This is a genomic window from Kaistella carnis, from assembly GCF_003860585.1.
In the GTDB taxonomy this organism is placed as follows: Bacteria; Bacteroidota; Bacteroidia; order Flavobacteriales; family Weeksellaceae; genus Kaistella; species Kaistella carnis.
Map to the genome: position 1 here is coordinate 295,106 of NZ_CP034159.1, position 16,803 is coordinate 311,908.

14 protein-coding genes are annotated in these 16,803 nt (G+C 36.8%); 3 read left to right on the forward strand and 11 right to left on the reverse strand.

The features are described 5' to 3' along the window. Window positions 1–141 precede the first annotated feature (141 nt). A complete protein-coding gene (locus EIB73_RS01265; protein ID WP_125021865.1) occupies window positions 142–1,323 on the forward strand; it encodes an MFS transporter in 1,182 nt (393 codons plus the stop codon). 115 nt (window positions 1,324–1,438) lie between these two features. Continuing rightward, on the forward strand, window positions 1,439–2,986 hold the full coding sequence (locus EIB73_RS01270) for an IS1182 family transposase (protein WP_125026038.1): 1,548 nt from the start codon (window positions 1,439–1,441) through the stop codon (window positions 2,984–2,986). A gap of 167 nt (window positions 2,987–3,153) precedes the next feature. Here the strand turns inward: EIB73_RS01270 and infC are convergent, their stop codons facing one another. From infC to EIB73_RS01315, 9 genes are all read right to left on the reverse strand, one after another. Continuing rightward, window positions 3,154–3,660, reverse strand: a complete 507-nt coding sequence (infC, locus tag EIB73_RS01275; protein WP_125021866.1) for a translation initiation factor IF-3 — start codon at window positions 3,658–3,660, stop codon at window positions 3,154–3,156. A 91-nt stretch (window positions 3,661–3,751) separates the two neighbouring features. Then, window positions 3,752–5,671: a threonine--tRNA ligase gene (gene thrS, locus EIB73_RS01280; RefSeq protein WP_125021869.1), complete on the reverse strand. Its 1,920-nt coding sequence runs from the start codon at window positions 5,669–5,671 to the stop codon at window positions 3,752–3,754. A gap of 325 nt (window positions 5,672–5,996) precedes the next feature. Next, complete coding sequence (locus EIB73_RS01285) at window positions 5,997–8,744, reverse strand: M4 family metallopeptidase (RefSeq protein WP_125021871.1); 2,748 nt, start codon at window positions 8,742–8,744, stop codon at window positions 5,997–5,999. Between the two features lie 215 nt (window positions 8,745–8,959). Further along, window positions 8,960–9,310, reverse strand: a complete 351-nt coding sequence (locus tag EIB73_RS01290; protein WP_125021873.1) for a hypothetical protein — start codon at window positions 9,308–9,310, stop codon at window positions 8,960–8,962. A 125-nt stretch (window positions 9,311–9,435) separates the two neighbouring features. Continuing rightward, window positions 9,436–9,624, reverse strand: coding sequence for a hypothetical protein (locus EIB73_RS01295; protein WP_125021875.1), 189 nt, complete (start codon window positions 9,622–9,624; stop codon window positions 9,436–9,438). 10 nt (window positions 9,625–9,634) lie between these two features. Beyond that, on the reverse strand, window positions 9,635–10,249 hold the full coding sequence (locus EIB73_RS01300; protein ID WP_125021877.1) for a DUF4230 domain-containing protein: 615 nt from the start codon (window positions 10,247–10,249) through the stop codon (window positions 9,635–9,637). Between the two features lies 1 nt (window position 10,250). Then, window positions 10,251–10,811, reverse strand: a complete 561-nt coding sequence (locus EIB73_RS01305; protein ID WP_125021879.1) for a TlpA family protein disulfide reductase — start codon at window positions 10,809–10,811, stop codon at window positions 10,251–10,253. 36 nt (window positions 10,812–10,847) lie between these two features. After that, window positions 10,848–11,315, reverse strand: coding sequence for a pyrophosphohydrolase domain-containing protein (locus EIB73_RS01310; protein ID WP_125021881.1), 468 nt, complete (start codon window positions 11,313–11,315; stop codon window positions 10,848–10,850). Window positions 11,316–11,660: 345 nt separating this feature from the next. Further along, window positions 11,661–12,800, reverse strand: a complete 1,140-nt coding sequence (locus tag EIB73_RS01315) for an acyl-CoA dehydrogenase family protein (protein WP_125021883.1) — start codon at window positions 12,798–12,800, stop codon at window positions 11,661–11,663. A gap of 173 nt (window positions 12,801–12,973) precedes the next feature. On the opposite strand from EIB73_RS01315, the gene EIB73_RS01320 reads away from it, so the two are divergent. Continuing rightward, complete coding sequence (locus EIB73_RS01320) at window positions 12,974–14,851, forward strand: endonuclease (RefSeq protein WP_125021885.1); 1,878 nt, start codon at window positions 12,974–12,976, stop codon at window positions 14,849–14,851. A gap of 45 nt (window positions 14,852–14,896) precedes the next feature. On the opposite strand, the gene EIB73_RS01325 is transcribed toward EIB73_RS01320, so the two are convergent. Together EIB73_RS01325 and EIB73_RS01330 are read right to left on the reverse strand one after the other, a co-directional pair. After that, window positions 14,897–16,312, reverse strand: a complete 1,416-nt coding sequence (locus tag EIB73_RS01325; protein ID WP_125021887.1) for a helix-hairpin-helix domain-containing protein — start codon at window positions 16,310–16,312, stop codon at window positions 14,897–14,899. An 85-nt stretch (window positions 16,313–16,397) separates the two neighbouring features. Further along, window positions 16,398–16,739 carry a MerR family transcriptional regulator gene (locus tag EIB73_RS01330; RefSeq protein WP_125021889.1) on the reverse strand — a complete coding sequence of 114 codons (342 nt, stop codon included), beginning with the start codon at window positions 16,737–16,739 and terminating at the stop codon, window positions 16,398–16,400. Window positions 16,740–16,803 lie beyond the last annotated feature (64 nt).

Here is a 16,803-nt window from a genome sequence, read left to right on the forward strand (position 1 = left end):
AATGGACTTCTAACTTTTTTATCGACTCATGTATTTGAATTGGATAAAGATGCGGTCCATGGTAGAAATCACTTTTTAAAAACAGAAATAGAGGTGATCGTGAAATATTTTTCTCATTTTTGCACCTTCAACAATAGAAGAATGAACTTAGATAAAAGAATAATACCACTGGCACTCGGAGGTTTGGGTATCGGAACCACAGAATTTGCGGTCATGGGTTTATTGCCAGACATCGCAAAAACTTTAGCGATTACCATTCCGCAGGCTGGTCATTTAATTTCAGCATATGCTTTGGGTGTGGTTATTGGCGCACCTTTAATTATAGGATATGCCGTAAAATTTCCACCTAAAAAAGTGTTGATCGCTTTAATGGTAATATTTACTTTATTGAACGGACTTTCGGCTCTTGCGCCGGATTATTCGACCATGTTGATTATCAGATTTCTTTCCGGTTTGCCGCATGGTGCTTTCTTCGGCGTAGGAACAGTGGTCGCAGCAAGAATGGCAAAAAAAGGGAAGGAAGCCTTTAATATTTCACTGATGTTTACTGGACTCACCGTCGCGAATCTGGCAATGGTTCCCTTCGTTACGTATATTGGTCATACTTTTAACTGGCGCTGGTATTTTGTAATTGTCGGAATTATTGGAATAGTAACGTTAGTTTCTCTAAAATTTTGGCTGCCGGATATCGAAAGAAAAGGAGAGACTCATTTTTTGGAAGAATTAAAATTTTTGAAATACAGACAGTCCTGGTTGGTTTTACTAATTACCGCGATCGGCTTTGGCGGATTATTTACTTGGTTCAGTTATATCACGCCTTTGATGACTGAAGTGTCAAAAATAGACAGCGCTTACATGGCCTATGTAATGGTGCTTGCGGGTGCGGGTATGGTCGTCGGAAACTTGGCCGGTGGGTTTTTATCGGATCGCTTAGGACCTGAGAAAACGTGTTCTCTTTTATTATTTTTAATGATGATTTCGCTGGTCGGTGTATTTTTTCTGTCGGAAAATAAAACTGTTTCTTTGATCCTTACTTTTTTATGTGGCGCACTGTCGATGGCGCTGGCGGCACCGATTAATATTATTATGATGAAAGCAGCGCCGAATAGTGAAATGATGGCAGCCGCTTTTATGCAGGCCGGATTCAACGGGGCAAATGCGCTTGGTGCTTTTTTAGGTGGAATTCCATTGGAAAAAGGATATGATTTCAATTATCCCGCACTGGTCGGAGTAGGAATGACATTTATTGGACTGCTCTTTAGTTTGAGATATTGGTATCTGCATGAAAAAGGTCGTTTTCAGACTGATACTTTAGCGCTGTGATTTGGCTAATATTTACTAAATATTACAAAAAGAAGCCGTCTCAATACTGAGGCGGTTTTTTCTGTGTTTAACATTTGTCAGTTTTAAAGGGTTTTACTATCTTTAAGTATTGATAATCAATTATATGAGTATTAAATTTAAAGATTATAACCAGCAACAAAATTGGTTATTCCCACCATCAATCGAGGAATTGATTCCAGAAAATCATCCCGTTCGGGTCGTTAATGGAATTATTGAACAACTGGATTTACGATTGCTCATTGAAGAGTATAGTAAAGATGGCAAACCGAGCTTTCATCCCAAGATGATGCTTAAGGTGATGGTTTACGCTTATATGGATAATACGTATTCCAGCAGGAAGATTGAAAAAGCGATGCGTGAGAATATTAATTTTATGTGGTTGTCCGCTCAACAGGTCGCAGACCATAACACCATCGCACGTTTTCGGAGCAAGAAACTCAAGACTATTTTCAAAGACATTTTCAAACAGGTCGTCCTGTTATTAGCAGAGGAAGGACTCGTTAGCTTGAAAGAAGTTTTTACCGATGGAACTAAGATAGAGTCTATTGCCGGGAGATATACCTTCGTTTGGGGCAATGCCATTAAAACCAGAAAAGAGAAGATGGCAGAACAACTTGAACAAATGTGGAACTATGCCCAAAGCATTGCTGAGGAAGAAGACAGCGATCCTACACCACCGGAGTTTAAAACCATCGATAGAGATAAAATAGAGAAGACCGCCAAGAAAATAGAAGAGATCATCAGCAAAAACCCGCAGGCATCCACCAAAGCAAAGGCAAAATTAAGATACATTCAAAAGAATTTTTCTCAGAACCTGGATAAGTACGAGGAGCAGGAAAAACTTTTGGACGGACGTGGCAGTTATAGTAAGACCGATCCCGATGCCACATTTATGCGCATGAAAGATGATCATATGCAGAATGGGCAACTTAAACCCGCCTACAACGTGCAGGTAAGTTCGCAGTCCCAGTTTGTTATTCATTATACTTTACACCAAACCACCAATGATTTAAATACGCTTCAACCACACCTCAATACTTTTGAAGAACTTTATCAGTTTTTGCCGGAAGAACTTACTGCTGATGCTGGTTACGGCAGTGAAGAAAATTATGATTTTCTGGAAGAGAAAAATATAGAAACCTTCGTAAAATACAACACCTTCGATAAGGAACAGGGTATTTTAAAATCGAAAAGAAAGAAAATCAACGAAGACTTTCACCGCGATAAACTTTATTATAACGAAGAGAAAGATCAGTATATCTGTCCGATGGGGCAACCGATGAATAAAATCACCAACCGAAATCGAAAAACCAAAAGCGGTTATGCTCAGACAAGTTCACTGTACCAGGCTCAAAACTGCAACGGTTGTCCGCTGCGAGGGGCTTGCCATAAAGCCCAGGGAAACAGAATAATAGAACGCAACCAAAATTTAGAACGGCATAAGGAGAGAGTTCGGGAAAACCTCTTGAGTGAAATCGGTGAAATAAAACGCAAACAACGCACGGCGGATGTAGAACCCGTCTTTGCACATATCAAATCCAATCGGAACTTCAAGCGTTTTACACACACTGGAATAGAAAAAGTGGAATTAGAGTTCGGATTACACGCTTTAGCACACAATCTAAGAAAAAAGAGTGCTTAAGTAAGAGCACCTTTTTATCCTAATGTGCAAAAATCACAAATAATCAAAATTTAACGCTTTACAAAAGAAAATAAAAAAACCGCCTCAAATTTTATTTTGAGACGGCTTCCTATTTTTAAAAATTGAATTATTCCGATTTAAAGCGGAAACTCAATTTATCGTCAAAATTATTTGGCCGGTTTTTTTGGGCTCATCATCATAATCATTCTCTTACCTTCTAATTTAGGCAATTGATCAACTTTTCCGACGTGCTCTAACTCCTGTGCTAATTTAAGAAGAAGGATCTCTCCCTGATCTTTAAATATGATCGAACGTCCTTTAAAGAAAACATAAGTTTTCAGTTTTGAACCTTCTTCCAAGAATTTTTCGGCATGTTTCTTTTTGAATTCGTAATCGTGCTCATCGGTCTGCGGCCCGAATCGAATTTCTTTTACCGTTACTTTTACTTGTTTGGCTTTTAGTTCTTTCTGCTTTTTCTTTTGCTCATAAAGGAACTTTTTATAATCCAGAATTCTGGAAATATACGGTTCTGCTTTATCTGAAATAACCACCAAATCCAATTCCTGATCTTTTGCTATTTCAAGAGCTTTTTCTAGCGGATAAACGCCGGGTTCCACATTATCACCTACTAAACGAACTTCTCTCGCACGGATCTTTTGATTGATCTGGTGCAAATCTTCCTGAACCCGTCTCTGTGGACCTCTACCTCTGTAATGAAATTTTTGTGCTATGGTGTCTTATTTTAATTGGTTAAATTCTAATTCTCTAAATTTTTGCTTCTTTTTTAAAGTAGGTTATAAAGTCTTCTACGCTCATCGCGCCTAAGTCACCTTCCCCTCTTCTTCGGACAGAAACCGTACCGTCAACTTCTTCATTCTCACCGACAATAAGCATAAATGGGAGTTTATTCAACTCTGCATCGCGGATTTTTCTACCGGTCTTCTCATTTCGCTCATCAATCAGACCACAAATATCGTGATTTTCCAGCAATTGTGAAACTTTTTTTGCATAATCCGCATATTTTTCACTAATCGGTAAGATGATAAACTGATCAGGTGCCAACCAAAGTGGGAAATCTCCTGCCGTATTCTCTAATAAAATGGCGATAAACCTTTCCATAGAACCGAATGGCGCCCGGTGGATCATCACAGGTCTGTGTTTCTCACCATCGCTTCCGGTGTACCACAGATCAAACCTTTCCGGTAAGTTATAATCAACCTGAATGGTTCCCAACTGCCACTTACGACCAAGCGCATCTTTCACCATGAAATCTAATTTAGGTCCGTAGAATGCAGCTTCTCCTGTTTCAACAACATAATTTAAACCTTTCTTTTGAGTCGCCTGAATGATCGCATCTTCTGCTTTCTTCCAGTTTTCATCAGAACCGATATATTTTTCTGTGTTCTCCGGATCTCTTAAAGAAACCTGAGTAACAAAATCTTCAAATCCTAAAGATTTAAATACGTAAAGCGTTAAGTCAATGACATTTTCAAATTCAGCCAGGAGTTGATCAGGTGTACAGAAAATGTGGGCATCATCCTGAGTAAATCCACGAACTCGTGTCAAACCATGCAGTTCTCCGGACTGTTCGTAACGGTAAACCGTACCAAACTCTGCAAAGCGTTTCGGCAAGTCTTTGTATGACCATTGTCCAACTTTGTAGATTTCGCAGTGGTGTGGACAGTTCATTGGCTTTAGCATAAACTCTTCTCCTTCATTTGGAGTTTTTATGGGCTGAAAACTGTCAGCACCATATTTATCCCAATGCCCGGAAGTTACATACAGTTCTTTGGCCCCAATATGCGGGGTCATCACAAATTCGTACCCGGATTTTTTCTGCGCAGCGGATAAAAATTCTTCTAATTTTTTACGCAAAGCCGTACCTTTTGGTAACCATAGTGGTAATCCTGCACCCACTTTTTCGGAGAATGCAAAAATTCCTAGTTCTTTTCCTAATTTTCTATGGTCACGTCTTTTGGCTTCTTCCAGACGTTCTAAATATTCAGTTAAATCTTTTTGTTTAGGGAATGTTATTCCGTAAACTCTGGTCAACTGTTTGTTTTTTTCGTCGCCTCGCCAGTAGGCACCGGCTGCATTTAAAATTTTAGCTGCTTTTACAATCCCTGTTGCCGGAATATGACCTCCACGACATAAGTCGGTAAAGTTATCATGGGTGCAGAACGTAATTTCTCCATCATTAAGATTAGAGATCAATTCTGTTTTATAAGTATTGTCGGCATACTCTTTTAGTGCGTCTGCTTTTGAAACAGGATATACACTGAAGGTTGCATTTTTCTTTGCATTCTCCAGCATTTTCTTTTCGATTTTTTCAAATTCTTTCTCCGATAATGTTTCATCACCGAAATCTACATCATAATAAAATCCTTGTTCAATGGCTGGACCAATCGTTAATTTCGCGTCAGGATAGAAACCCATAATGGCCTGCGCCAAAAGGTGGGCAGAAGAATGCCAGAACGCTTTCTTGCCCAAATCATCATTCCAGGTAAGAAGTTGAACCGTAGAATCGGTGGTTATGGGCGTGGTAATTTCTACCTGCGTTCCGTCGACAAGAGCGGAAATGGTATTTCTGGCCAAACCTTCACTGATTGATTGTGCTACCTCTAGCGGAGTTACCGCTCCTTCAAATTCTTTGATGCTTCCATCGGGAAGAGTGATTTTAATCATTTTGAACTAAAAATTTTAAGGAACAAAAATAAGGATTTTCTATGAAAGAGTCTTTTACTTTATGGGATATTATCATGTTTTTTTAAGTAAATATTAAATTTTTATTAAAAATTGGATGATTTGCAGGGTCTGTATTCATTAGAAAGTGGAACTAAGTTTTGATAAGGCTTGGGAATTTCTTCGGCTTTAACTTGAGAAGTGCTACAAGAAGGAAAATAAAGCCACCAAAATAGAGTGGAACATTAGCATTAGAAGTCAAAGGAGATTAAAAAAAAGCCGTCTCCAAAATTGCTTTGGAGACGGCTTTGCATTTGGCACAATTTGTCTATTGTTTAATTATCTTGGTCGTAGTAACCTTTCCGTCTTTATCGGTTAGTTCTATAATATAGTTTCCTACAGTGAGTTTAGAGACATTAATTTTTTTCCCTGCAGAATTACCCGTCAATACGACTTGTCCGACTGTATTAAACATTTTATAAGAGAATTCTGAATTAACTTTAGATTGAATACTGATTATATCCCTTACTGGATTTGGATAAACAGATGTTTTAGTGGCATCGGTATTTGCAACTGCCAGGGTTGAATTCATCACATTTAATGTGTAATCTTCAATCTGTCCATAATTAATGGTGCCACATGCTGAAGGAATTGAGTTGAATTTTAAGATTACTCTCATTCTTACAGGTCCGGTATAAGTATAGGTTTCCGGGACTTTTATACTGCCAACTACGGGCGTTGTTTTGGATGGTGCTTTAGTGAAAACGATTTCATCAGCATCCTCGAAATCCCCATCATTATTCCAATCTACAAATACTCCGTACCCTTCATTAAATTGGGTTCCTTTCCATTCCGGAGTAATGGTTATGTCATAGGTTGTATTTTTTACTACATCTGTTGACAGGTAAGAGAAATCTTCGTATCCGGCAGTTCCACTAGTTGTATTGTCAATATTGCCGAATTGCACTCTTTTAATTCTTTCATCAGTCGTGCTGTTGGAATTTGCTGCGCAGTAGTTAGGCACATTTAAAGTAGTAACAGAAACGGTATTACTTTGTTCAGAACTGTTGGCATACGGATCTTCAGCTTTAATATAGAAATTATAAGTCGTGTTAGCGCTGAGTCCACTTGCGATATAGCTTAGTTTGGTGGCCGGCACAGTGGCTAACTGAACTCCATTTTTGAAAATAATATAGTTTTCTATTTCATTTTCATCTGTAGAGGCGTTCCAGGTTAAAAGCGTTTGATTTCCCGTCGTATTGCTCGCTGCCAAATTAGTAGGTGTCGTTGGAGGAGTAGTATCTGGAGTAGACAGATATTTAGGTCCGATTCCGACTGCATAAAAGGCGTCTTGAGTAGCAATCGCTTCTGGAGAATCTGCTCCGAACAAATCAATTGCAGCTTGCACTCCAAAATTTCTGGCGGTCTTAAAGTCCGAATTAGCGGTAAGGTAAGCTGTTTCTAAACGATACACTATTTTAGCCGCTTTTTCAATTCCAATTCCGGTTACGTTATAATTTCTGCCGAAATCGTTTGTTCCAGTTTTACCGACAGAAAGAATGTAAAACCAAAAATTAATCACACCACTGTTGTAATGGACTCCACAGTTATCATTGGTATTGCTATTAGGACTCGCACATCCTTCTTCCACTGTTGCAGGATACCAGTTAATGCCGCGGTACGTGTCAGGCTGTGGACTGAGACCCGACTTCGGATTACTCATAGATCTTAGATACCCCGGAGCAATTTTGGTAATGTCTTCCCCGATGAGCCAAGTTTCTTTTTCAGGTGCATAAGTATATTCTACAGCAGCTGCCCAGATGTCTGATAATGCCTCATTTAAGGCACCGGATTCCCGGCTGTAGATCAAGTTAGCAGAACTTGAGCAAACTCCATGTCCTAATTCATGAGCAGTTACATCGAAAGCTGTTAATGGTTTGAAATTATTTTTACCGTCTCCATAAACCATTTCAGATCCAGTCCACCCCGCATTTTCATACTGGTTACCATAATGAACGTAACTTTTCAAAAGTGTTCCTAAACCATCGTACGAATCTCTGTTGAAGGTGTTTTTAAAATAATCGTATGTTTTTTCAACACCCCAATGTGCATCTAAAGCTGCATCATCAAAAGCTACATTGTCAAATTCAGCTTTAGTCCAGTTATTGTCATCATCTTCAAAATCCACTCTGGTGCTTAACGTCTGGCTTTTATTCAGGTTATATGTTCGCACACCATTTCCTCTGGTCGTATCGTGAAGAATATATTTATTGCTGTTGGATAAAGTTGTTTCGATGTTCTGGTTGCCACTATATCTGGTGGAAGCTGTACCTGCAACCCTCGTTGGAAAAACAGCAGTACTGTTTTCCTCAGGTTGCAGTGTTAAATTCAGGTTGCTTGACGTTTCCTTAATTTTAGCATGTTTCAGAATTAAGTCAGTGGCGGCGATTCTGCCGGTTGTTGCATCAACATATATGTTTGCTCTGCTTAAAGGCTGGGCCGCATAGATGTCGAATTTATAAGCCAAGATTAAACTGTATTTTCCATTTCCTTGCGAAACGGGAATATATACGAGTTCACCAGTTGGTTTCCGGTAGTCATTTTCAGCAATGTAATCTGCATCTTCCCACATATATTTTTGCGCACCTACGCTTTTAACTGCAGAGCTGAAGGCTGTAACTGCGGAGATTTCCGGACGGAGGACACTATTTTTATCCTGAAAAATTTCGCCATTCATACTGATTAGTTTGCCATTTTTGTAGTGAAGATAATACACGCCGCCTTCAACCTTTATATTATTGGTGTAAAGTTGGTATTTCTCATCACTCATTTTGGAAGAAGAGTCTAACTCTGTTTTTACCAGTCTCAGCTCCTCATTGGGTTTTAATTTCAGAATATCTTTAAAAAGATTGTTTGCCTTTTCATTATTTAAGCCTGAATTTTCTTTAAATACAACCAAACTAATTCCCCCATTTTCATTAGTTATTTTCTTTTGTACAAAATCCTGAGCATGAGCTAAAGCACTGAAATTAGTAAGAATACCGAGTAAACCAAGCGTTAGTAATTGTTTTTTCATAAGTATTATTTAAAATTTTTATAAAAATAATAATTAATTCTAACGTATATTATGTGATTCTTGGTAAATTTTTAAAAACTTTTTATTTAAGATATTCAAAGCCGTTCTATTGTTACAGAATAATAATAAAGAATAAATTTATCTGGAAATAAAAAAACCTCTCATATTTAAAGAAAGGTTTAAGGTGGTTGTTCTTTCCTAAAGAACTTTAAAAATTAACTTTGCGAATTGTTCTGTCTACGTTTTCTACCTCTAATGCGAGGAGTAGAAATATGCCATTTTTCCTTTTTCTGAAGTTCTTCCTCTTTAATCATAGTTGCTTTTATAATAGCTGCTCCGAATTTTTCAAGTATGTTTTTAGCCTTGTACGCGCGGTTGAGATTGGGCGTGTAGACTGCTATTTCATTATGATCGACAAAGTGATCTTCAACTAATGATTCAGGTTGGACGTTAGTGTTTGCTGTATATCCGACAAATTCTTTAATATATCCAGCCTTCAAAAGTTTAGATGAAGCTGAAATAGCCGCGTCAACTGTAGGGAAAACTCCAATAATATTATAGTTCATTGCTTAAATTTTATAAGTTAAAAAAAAATACTATGCTTTTCATAACATAAGCAAAAAACGTGACATTCCAAAGTATTTCCCGGAGTTTAAGAGTATTTTAACTCATGACAAAAAAAAGCGAAAAATTAATTTTCGCTGTTGTGATCTGTATTGTCTGTTTTACCATCGGGATGAAGCTCGGAAGTTTTTTTGATTTCTTTTTTCAAAGTTTCTTCGTGTTTCACCTTCTCGGATGCCGCAGGAATATTGGGAAAATCTTGATTTTCTTTTTTGATTTCTGCTTCTTTTGGTTTTTTATTTTTATCGGAATCCATTTGTTTATAATTAAAGGTTGGTTAGATTGATTTGACCGGTTTGGTCTTCAATAGTATAGTTCAAAGCCTTTGCCAAAACGAAAATCTGGTCTAGATTTTCGGTAAGCTGTTTGCGGCCCTCGGCGCGTAATCTGTTTTGGTTGACGGTTTTATATGCATTTTCTTTTGCAGATTTGGTGATTTTCTGAAAATCTTTATCGGAAAAACGGTTAAAAAAAGAATCGTCCATGGACTGTATTTCTACACTAGGAATAATTCGGATATCTGCATTGGGAAGTTCTTTAATAATTAATTTTTTATTAATGGAATCAACCTCTATTTTCATTTTATTTAAATCGTAAGAAACCTGTGCATTTGTTTTTGTAAACGTGATGATTTCTTTTTCTGTTGAAGGCAAAAGAGTACTGCCCAAAATTTGAGAGGTAATCTTCGTTTTTTGCATGCTTGAAAAGTCCTGTTCCATAACCACCATTTTATTCATTTTTCTGATTTGATTGGTGATGATGTAATAGTCATTTTGAACTTTATCTTCTGCTTTTTTGGTCAGAGAATTCCATAGCAAGAAGATAAAAAGCATTGCAATTGCTCCGCCCACAAAGGACAGAATGATGTTCTTATTTTTCAATTTATTTTAATAGGTCTTTAATGGAGCTGTTGTCCTTTTTAATAATTTCTAAGAGATCTCTTTCCAGATATCCCGAAGTAGGAGTTTCAATAATCCTGCCGATTTCTTTGCCGTATTTCTGAACGATGATGGTTGGAACTCTTTGAATGTTGTATGGTCCTTCTTCACCGCCCGGTGCTTCGTATTTTCTATTGACTGCAATCATCGTTAATTTAGCATCAGGAAATCCCGTGGCTTCCAGAATTTTGAATAGGCGGGGAACTTCCCGGTGACTGTCTTCACACCAGGTTCCCATGACCAACACCATATTATAGGAATTGAGTTTTTCTTTTTTTAGTTCCGCGAGTGCTTTTTGATCGATCGCATAATCAGAGTGTTGTGGTGAATACCACTCGCTGTACGGTGCTTTTAAAAGCTGGTCTTTTGTTTGGTGTCCTAACAGCATTTTTCCGTCGTTTGTTGTTTCTACTTCACGGTTGACAACCACTTTTTGAGATTGACACGACTGTACAGTCAAAAGTAAGGTAGAAGCAGTGATGAATATTTTAGTGAAATTTTTCATTATTAAAAATTGGTGAATTTGGATTTGAGGAAGAAATTAGTTTTCAAGAATGGATTTAAGATCCGCAGGTGAATAGTATTTATTTTTTAGAACTTTATGATCAGAGGTGCGGTGAACGTTTATTTTATCACCAGACGGCTGTGAAAAAGCATCTTCGCCTTTTTCTTTATAAAAAGCGATTGTTTCATCTGCCTCCTTTTGATTGTTGCAGGCCTTTGACATATTGGATCTTTGAACCTCATCAAAAAGTGCAGGAAATTTATCTCCCAGTCCAAATTCTAAAACTGCACCGCTGAGAACATATTGCAAGTCACATAAAGCATCTGCTATTTCAACCAATTCCCGATCTGCAATGGCTTCTTTTAATTCGTTCAGTTCTTCCTGTAGCAGAGAAACTCTTAATTCACATCTTTCTTTAGAGGGAATTTGGGGTTGATCTAAGATAGGAGCATTAAATGTTTTGTGAAATTCTGCAACCTGATTCAGGGGATCTATTTTTTCCATTAAAATTAAACTTTTAACAAAGATAAACATTCAGTTTAATTATATAAAAAACCGCCTCAATAAAAATTAAGACGGTTTACAGAAGATTCTTATAAATAATCTTTGATTAATCTTATTGATATTTGCCAATTTGAATAATCTAAATTCCTATTGACAGATTTCTTACATTTAATGGTTTAATATACTTCGCCTGATGTGATTCGCTTTCAGTTCAATCCGGAATTTCAAATTTTATAATTCATTTTTAGAGATTTTATTTGACCTTATTATTGGTCCAGCTCACGAGTTTAAAAATTAAAAAAGCACCGAATTTTCGGTGCTTTTCATTAAATAATCGTAATGTTTTTATTTTGATATTTCTCTTCCGATAACCAATCTCTGGATTTCAGAAGTTCCTTCACCAATGGTGCATAATTTTGAATCACGATAGTATTTTTCCGCTGGAAAGTCTTTGGTATAACCATAACCTCCAAAGATTTGAACGGCATTGTTTGCTATACGTACACAAGCTTCCGAGGCATACAATTTTGCCATAGCACCTTCTTTGGTCATTGGTTTTTTTGCATTTTTCAATGTTGATGCACGTTGAATCAATAATTCAGCAGCATCAATTTCTGTTGCCATATCAGCAAGCATAAAGTTGATGGCCTGGAATTCATTAATTGCTTTCCCAAACTGATGTCTTTCTTTGGAATATTTTAGAGCTGCTTTGTAAGCACCTTTTGCAATTCCTAAACTTAAAGCTGCGATAGAAATTCGACCGCCATCTAAAATTTTCATGGCTTGCTTAAATCCGGATCCTACTTCTCCTAAGCGGTTGGCATCCGGCACTGTTACGCTGTCAAAAATAAGTTCTGCAGTTTCAGAAGCCCGCATTCCCAGTTTGTTTTCTTTTTTACCTGAGGTAAACCCTGCCATTCCTTTTTCCAGAACAAAAGCAGTGGAATTATTTCTGGCTCCTTTTTCCCCGGTTCTTGTCATCACGACTGCGATATCTCCTGAAATTGCATGGGTAATAAAGTTTTTTGCCCCATTAATGATCCAGTCATCACCATCTTTTACCGCGGTTGTATTCATTCCTCCGGAATCAGATCCTGTATTGTGTTCCGTTAATCCCCAAGCACCAATTACTTTTCCGGAAGCTAACTGAGGAAGCCATTTGTGTCTTTGTTCTTCGTTTCCAAACTCATAAATATGGTTGGTGCAAAGCGAGTTATGTGCTGCTACAGAAAGTCCAATAGAAGGATCAACCTGAGAAATTTCATCTAAAATAGTTACATATTCGTGGTAGCCTAAGCCCGAACCTCCATATTCTTCAGGAACAACAATTCCCATAAAGCCCATATCACCCAACTGATGGAAAAGATCAACGGGAAAAGTTTGACTTTCATCCCAGTCCATGATATGTGGACGTATATTTTTCTCTGCAAAATCCTTAGCTGTTTCTGCAATCATATTAAGGCTGTGAGTCATCTCTTCGTTCATATTTTATATTTGTTCTCAAAGATATAGAAAATGTATAAAAAGGTAAAATTATTTTCGTTTTATATGAAAAAATTAGATGATAGTTATCATGGATTACCAAAAATTAATACTAAAAAATACAGATCACTATTATTTCATAAAGAGAAGTTGTAATTTCGTTTAAAATTGTCCCGATGAAACATATTTTATTTTCTGTTCTTTTACTACCTTTTTTTGTCTTTTCACAAGCGCCAGCCACCTATTATGATGGAACGGCGGACCTCAGTGGCTACGCGCTAAAATCGAGATTACATGACCTTATTTCTGTAAAAACAATTTCTTGGAATTATGGTGATTTACCTGAGTTTTATGGGGTGACCGATTTAGATCATTATTATGATTATGATGCTACCAATGATATTTACCTCTTAGATATCTACAGCAACAATCCGACAGGAACGACAGCGTACCATTACACCAAAGAACAGTTAATCAGTTCTGCGGCTACGGAAGGTTTGGGGTATAATAGAGAACACATGATGCCACAAAGTAGTTTTAACAGTAATTATCCCATGTATTCAGATCTGTTTTTTGTGATTCCTACCGATGCTAAAATTAACCAGTTACGCAGTAATTATCCTTACGCCATGGCAGGATCTACCAATTATTACACTTTTACTAACGGTTCTAAAATTAGCAAAAATGGAACGCCGGGTTCTGGATACACAGGACGTGTTTATGAACCGATCGATGAGTTTAAAGGAGATATCGCCCGAAGTTTACTTTATTTTGCAGTAAGATATGAAGGAAAACTAAACGCTTTTAATTTTTACAATGGAACCTCACCTGCAAATGACACCAGTCCACTTGATGGAACGGAAGAGAAAGCCTTTGAAGATTGGTATCTCGCAATGTTACTGCAATGGAACCAGCAAGATCCAGTTTCTCAGCGAGAGATCGAGCGGAATAATAAAGTATACGAAATTCAGGGAAACAGAAACCCTTTCATCGATCATCCTGAATGGGTTAATTTGATATGGAATCAAACGCTCACAGTCATTACTCCACAAGCTCCGGCTAATTTGAGCCCCTCCAAAATCAGTGCTTATTTTGTAACTTTAAATTGGTCATCGCCTTCAGATCCCAATATCTTAGGATATAAAATTTATCAGAATGGAGTTTACGTTGGCTATACAAAAAATACAGATTTAACGGTTGATCATCTTTTGAATTCTACTTTATATCAATTTACGGTAAAAGCGTACTACCGTGATTATACAGAATCACCGGAAAGTGCTGTTTTAGAAGTCACTACTTTGAATGAAGACGTTTTTGCAAAAGATTTAATGATTACAAAATATATTGAAGGAACTGAAAACAATAAAGCGCTGCAAATTACCAATAGAACCGGGCACGCTGTTGATTTAAATAATTACCGTATTGGTGCGCAATTTTATAACAGCGCCAATTCCAATTATTATTTCCCTGCACCTTATGAGCTCGAAGGAACTATTCAGAACAATGAAACATTCATCATTCTTAATCCAAGAGCAAACTTAAGCTGTGTAACAAATGACGACGCAAAGTTTCCTTCTGCATCCCCACAAATGAGCTTCGATGGCAGTAATTACCTGGAGTTGCGATACAAAACAAAAACCGTTGATGCCATAGGAACTAAAAGTATCAACAATTTTTCAACGCTTGGTGACGTTTCTCTCTATCGAATATCTTCTGTAACTGAGCCAAATGCCTCATTTGATCTGTCGGAGTGGCAGTCTTATGCTACCGATTATTGCGAGGATTTAGGAACTTTGGCTGGTTCAGATATATCAACTACCGCAAACGAATCAAATTCCATTTACCCAAATCCGGTGTTTGGGAATACTTTATTTGTGAAAGGAAAACAAATTGAACAAGTGAGAAGTGCTTCCATTTATGATTTCTCCGGAAAACAAGTAATGAAAATCACTGATCCTTTTAAAAATAGAAACTCGATCGATGTTGAAAAAATTCCTCCGGGAGTTTACTTATTAAAATTGGATAACATTTCTATAAAATTCATTAGAAAATAGCTGCAATATCTCGTATAAAATCAGTCTCCACGGAGACTGATTTTTTTATTTTAAATAGAGTCTCATTTTCTGTTCAGCTTCCGGTTTTATTTTCATGGTTCGAAAGAATTTTTTCTCATCTGAATACGTGATTCGGTAGTAAATTATTTTATCTGCATAATATTTAAAGTATGGGTGATTTTTTAACCACGATTCAGGTGCGTCGGCCAAAGAATATTTTGGGACATTGTTTACCAGCAACGGAGCGGTACCAATTAATTTTTGAGCCAGATCTTTATCAATATTATACGTTTCAATGATCTGGCTTGTATTGACGAAGCCTCCTAATTTATTTCTAAAACCGATAAAGCTTCCGGCGCTCTTCTCATCAAAACCATATTCTAACAATTGTTTAAAAGTAATTTCATTCAAATTAATTTTTCTAAAATCTGTCTTCAAATTTTCTTCATTTTGGTTTTGCAAAGTTTCATTTTTCTGTGAAGTTTTAGGGCTGTAATCGGAGTTTTTTGATTTAATATTTTCCGGGTTTAAAATAATAAAAGGTTTCAAGTTTTCAAATTTCTCCGCAGAAATTACAAAACACCTTGAAATATCATCTAATGATTTGAAACTTCCTTTAAGGTTGCGGTCTCTGTAATTAATAATAACCTGTGCCTGTTTTTCAGAAAATCCTAAATCTCTCCAACCTTGAAGATCGGTAGTGTTTGGATCGAATGCTTGATAGGAGATGGCGGGTTTTTCAGAAGAAGTTTTGTTCGTTGCAAAAGTTTTCATTTCCACGGAATTATTTTGGGCATTTTCAGGCAATAACAGGTAAGGCGCTAATTTGCGGTAGTTTTCTTCGCTGATCATATAGCATTCCCGAAATTTCTCTTTGCTGATGAAACTTCCACCCAAATAATTTTTGTATTTCAAAATCGACTGAGACTGCTTTTCGGTAAATCCCAGATTAATAAAATCTTGGAGACTATAAGTGTCAGGATTAAATTTTCCCGGAATTTTTAAACCTTTGGCTTCGTAATTTTTATATTGATAAGAAGTTGTGTTTTGCCGGTAATTGTTAGAATAATTTTTGGTCGAACTAAAAGATTTTCCTGCATGGTCGGCAAGTAAAATATAAGGTTCCAGTTCCGCATACTTTTCCGCAGAAATAGAGTAACATTTTTTAAGTTGTTCTTTGGAAGTGAATTGACCGCCAACAACCGATTTATATTTTAAAATTGTTGCAACCTGTCGTTCCGAAAAGCCCAGTTGTACCCATTCAGATTCAGTTAAATCATTGGGATTAAATTCCTGTATAGGCGCATTTTCAGCTTTTAAAATTTCTGTAAATGAAGGCGCAGATTCCTCTACATTTTTGGTAGAATTAAAGTAATATAATCCCAAAACTAAAAAGAGCCCGGAAGTCGCGAATCCTAAAAAATAATTTTTTGCGGCGGAGATTTGAATCGTGTTTTTCATCATTTATATTTTTGATAAAACTAGATCCAAAAAATAATTTTGACTAAAGCTAAACACCTAAATGTGCCTGCGTACTACGCCCTTTTTATTCGGGTTTTTCTACCAGGGAATCTTTTAATTTAATCAATTCGGCTTTTACGAACTCCAAACGGTCAATCATAGAAACGGTTTCAGAGATTTTCGAATTTGTGGTCAACGCAATTCTCGCTCCATCCAAAGTGTAGCCTTTTTCTTTAACCAAATGATAAATAATCTTTAGATTTTTAATATCCTCCGGCGTGAAATAGCGATTTCCTTTTTTATTTTTTTTGGGTTTGATGATCGGGAATTCCTGTTCCCAATAACGAATTAGGGAAGCATTGACATCAAAAGCTTTTGCAACTTCGCCAATAGAATAGTAGAGTTTATCAGGTAAATTAACTTTCATTTTAAATAAGTGAATAAGACAAAATTACGTAAAATTAAAACGGTGAAAGGTTGAGGTTTTCTTA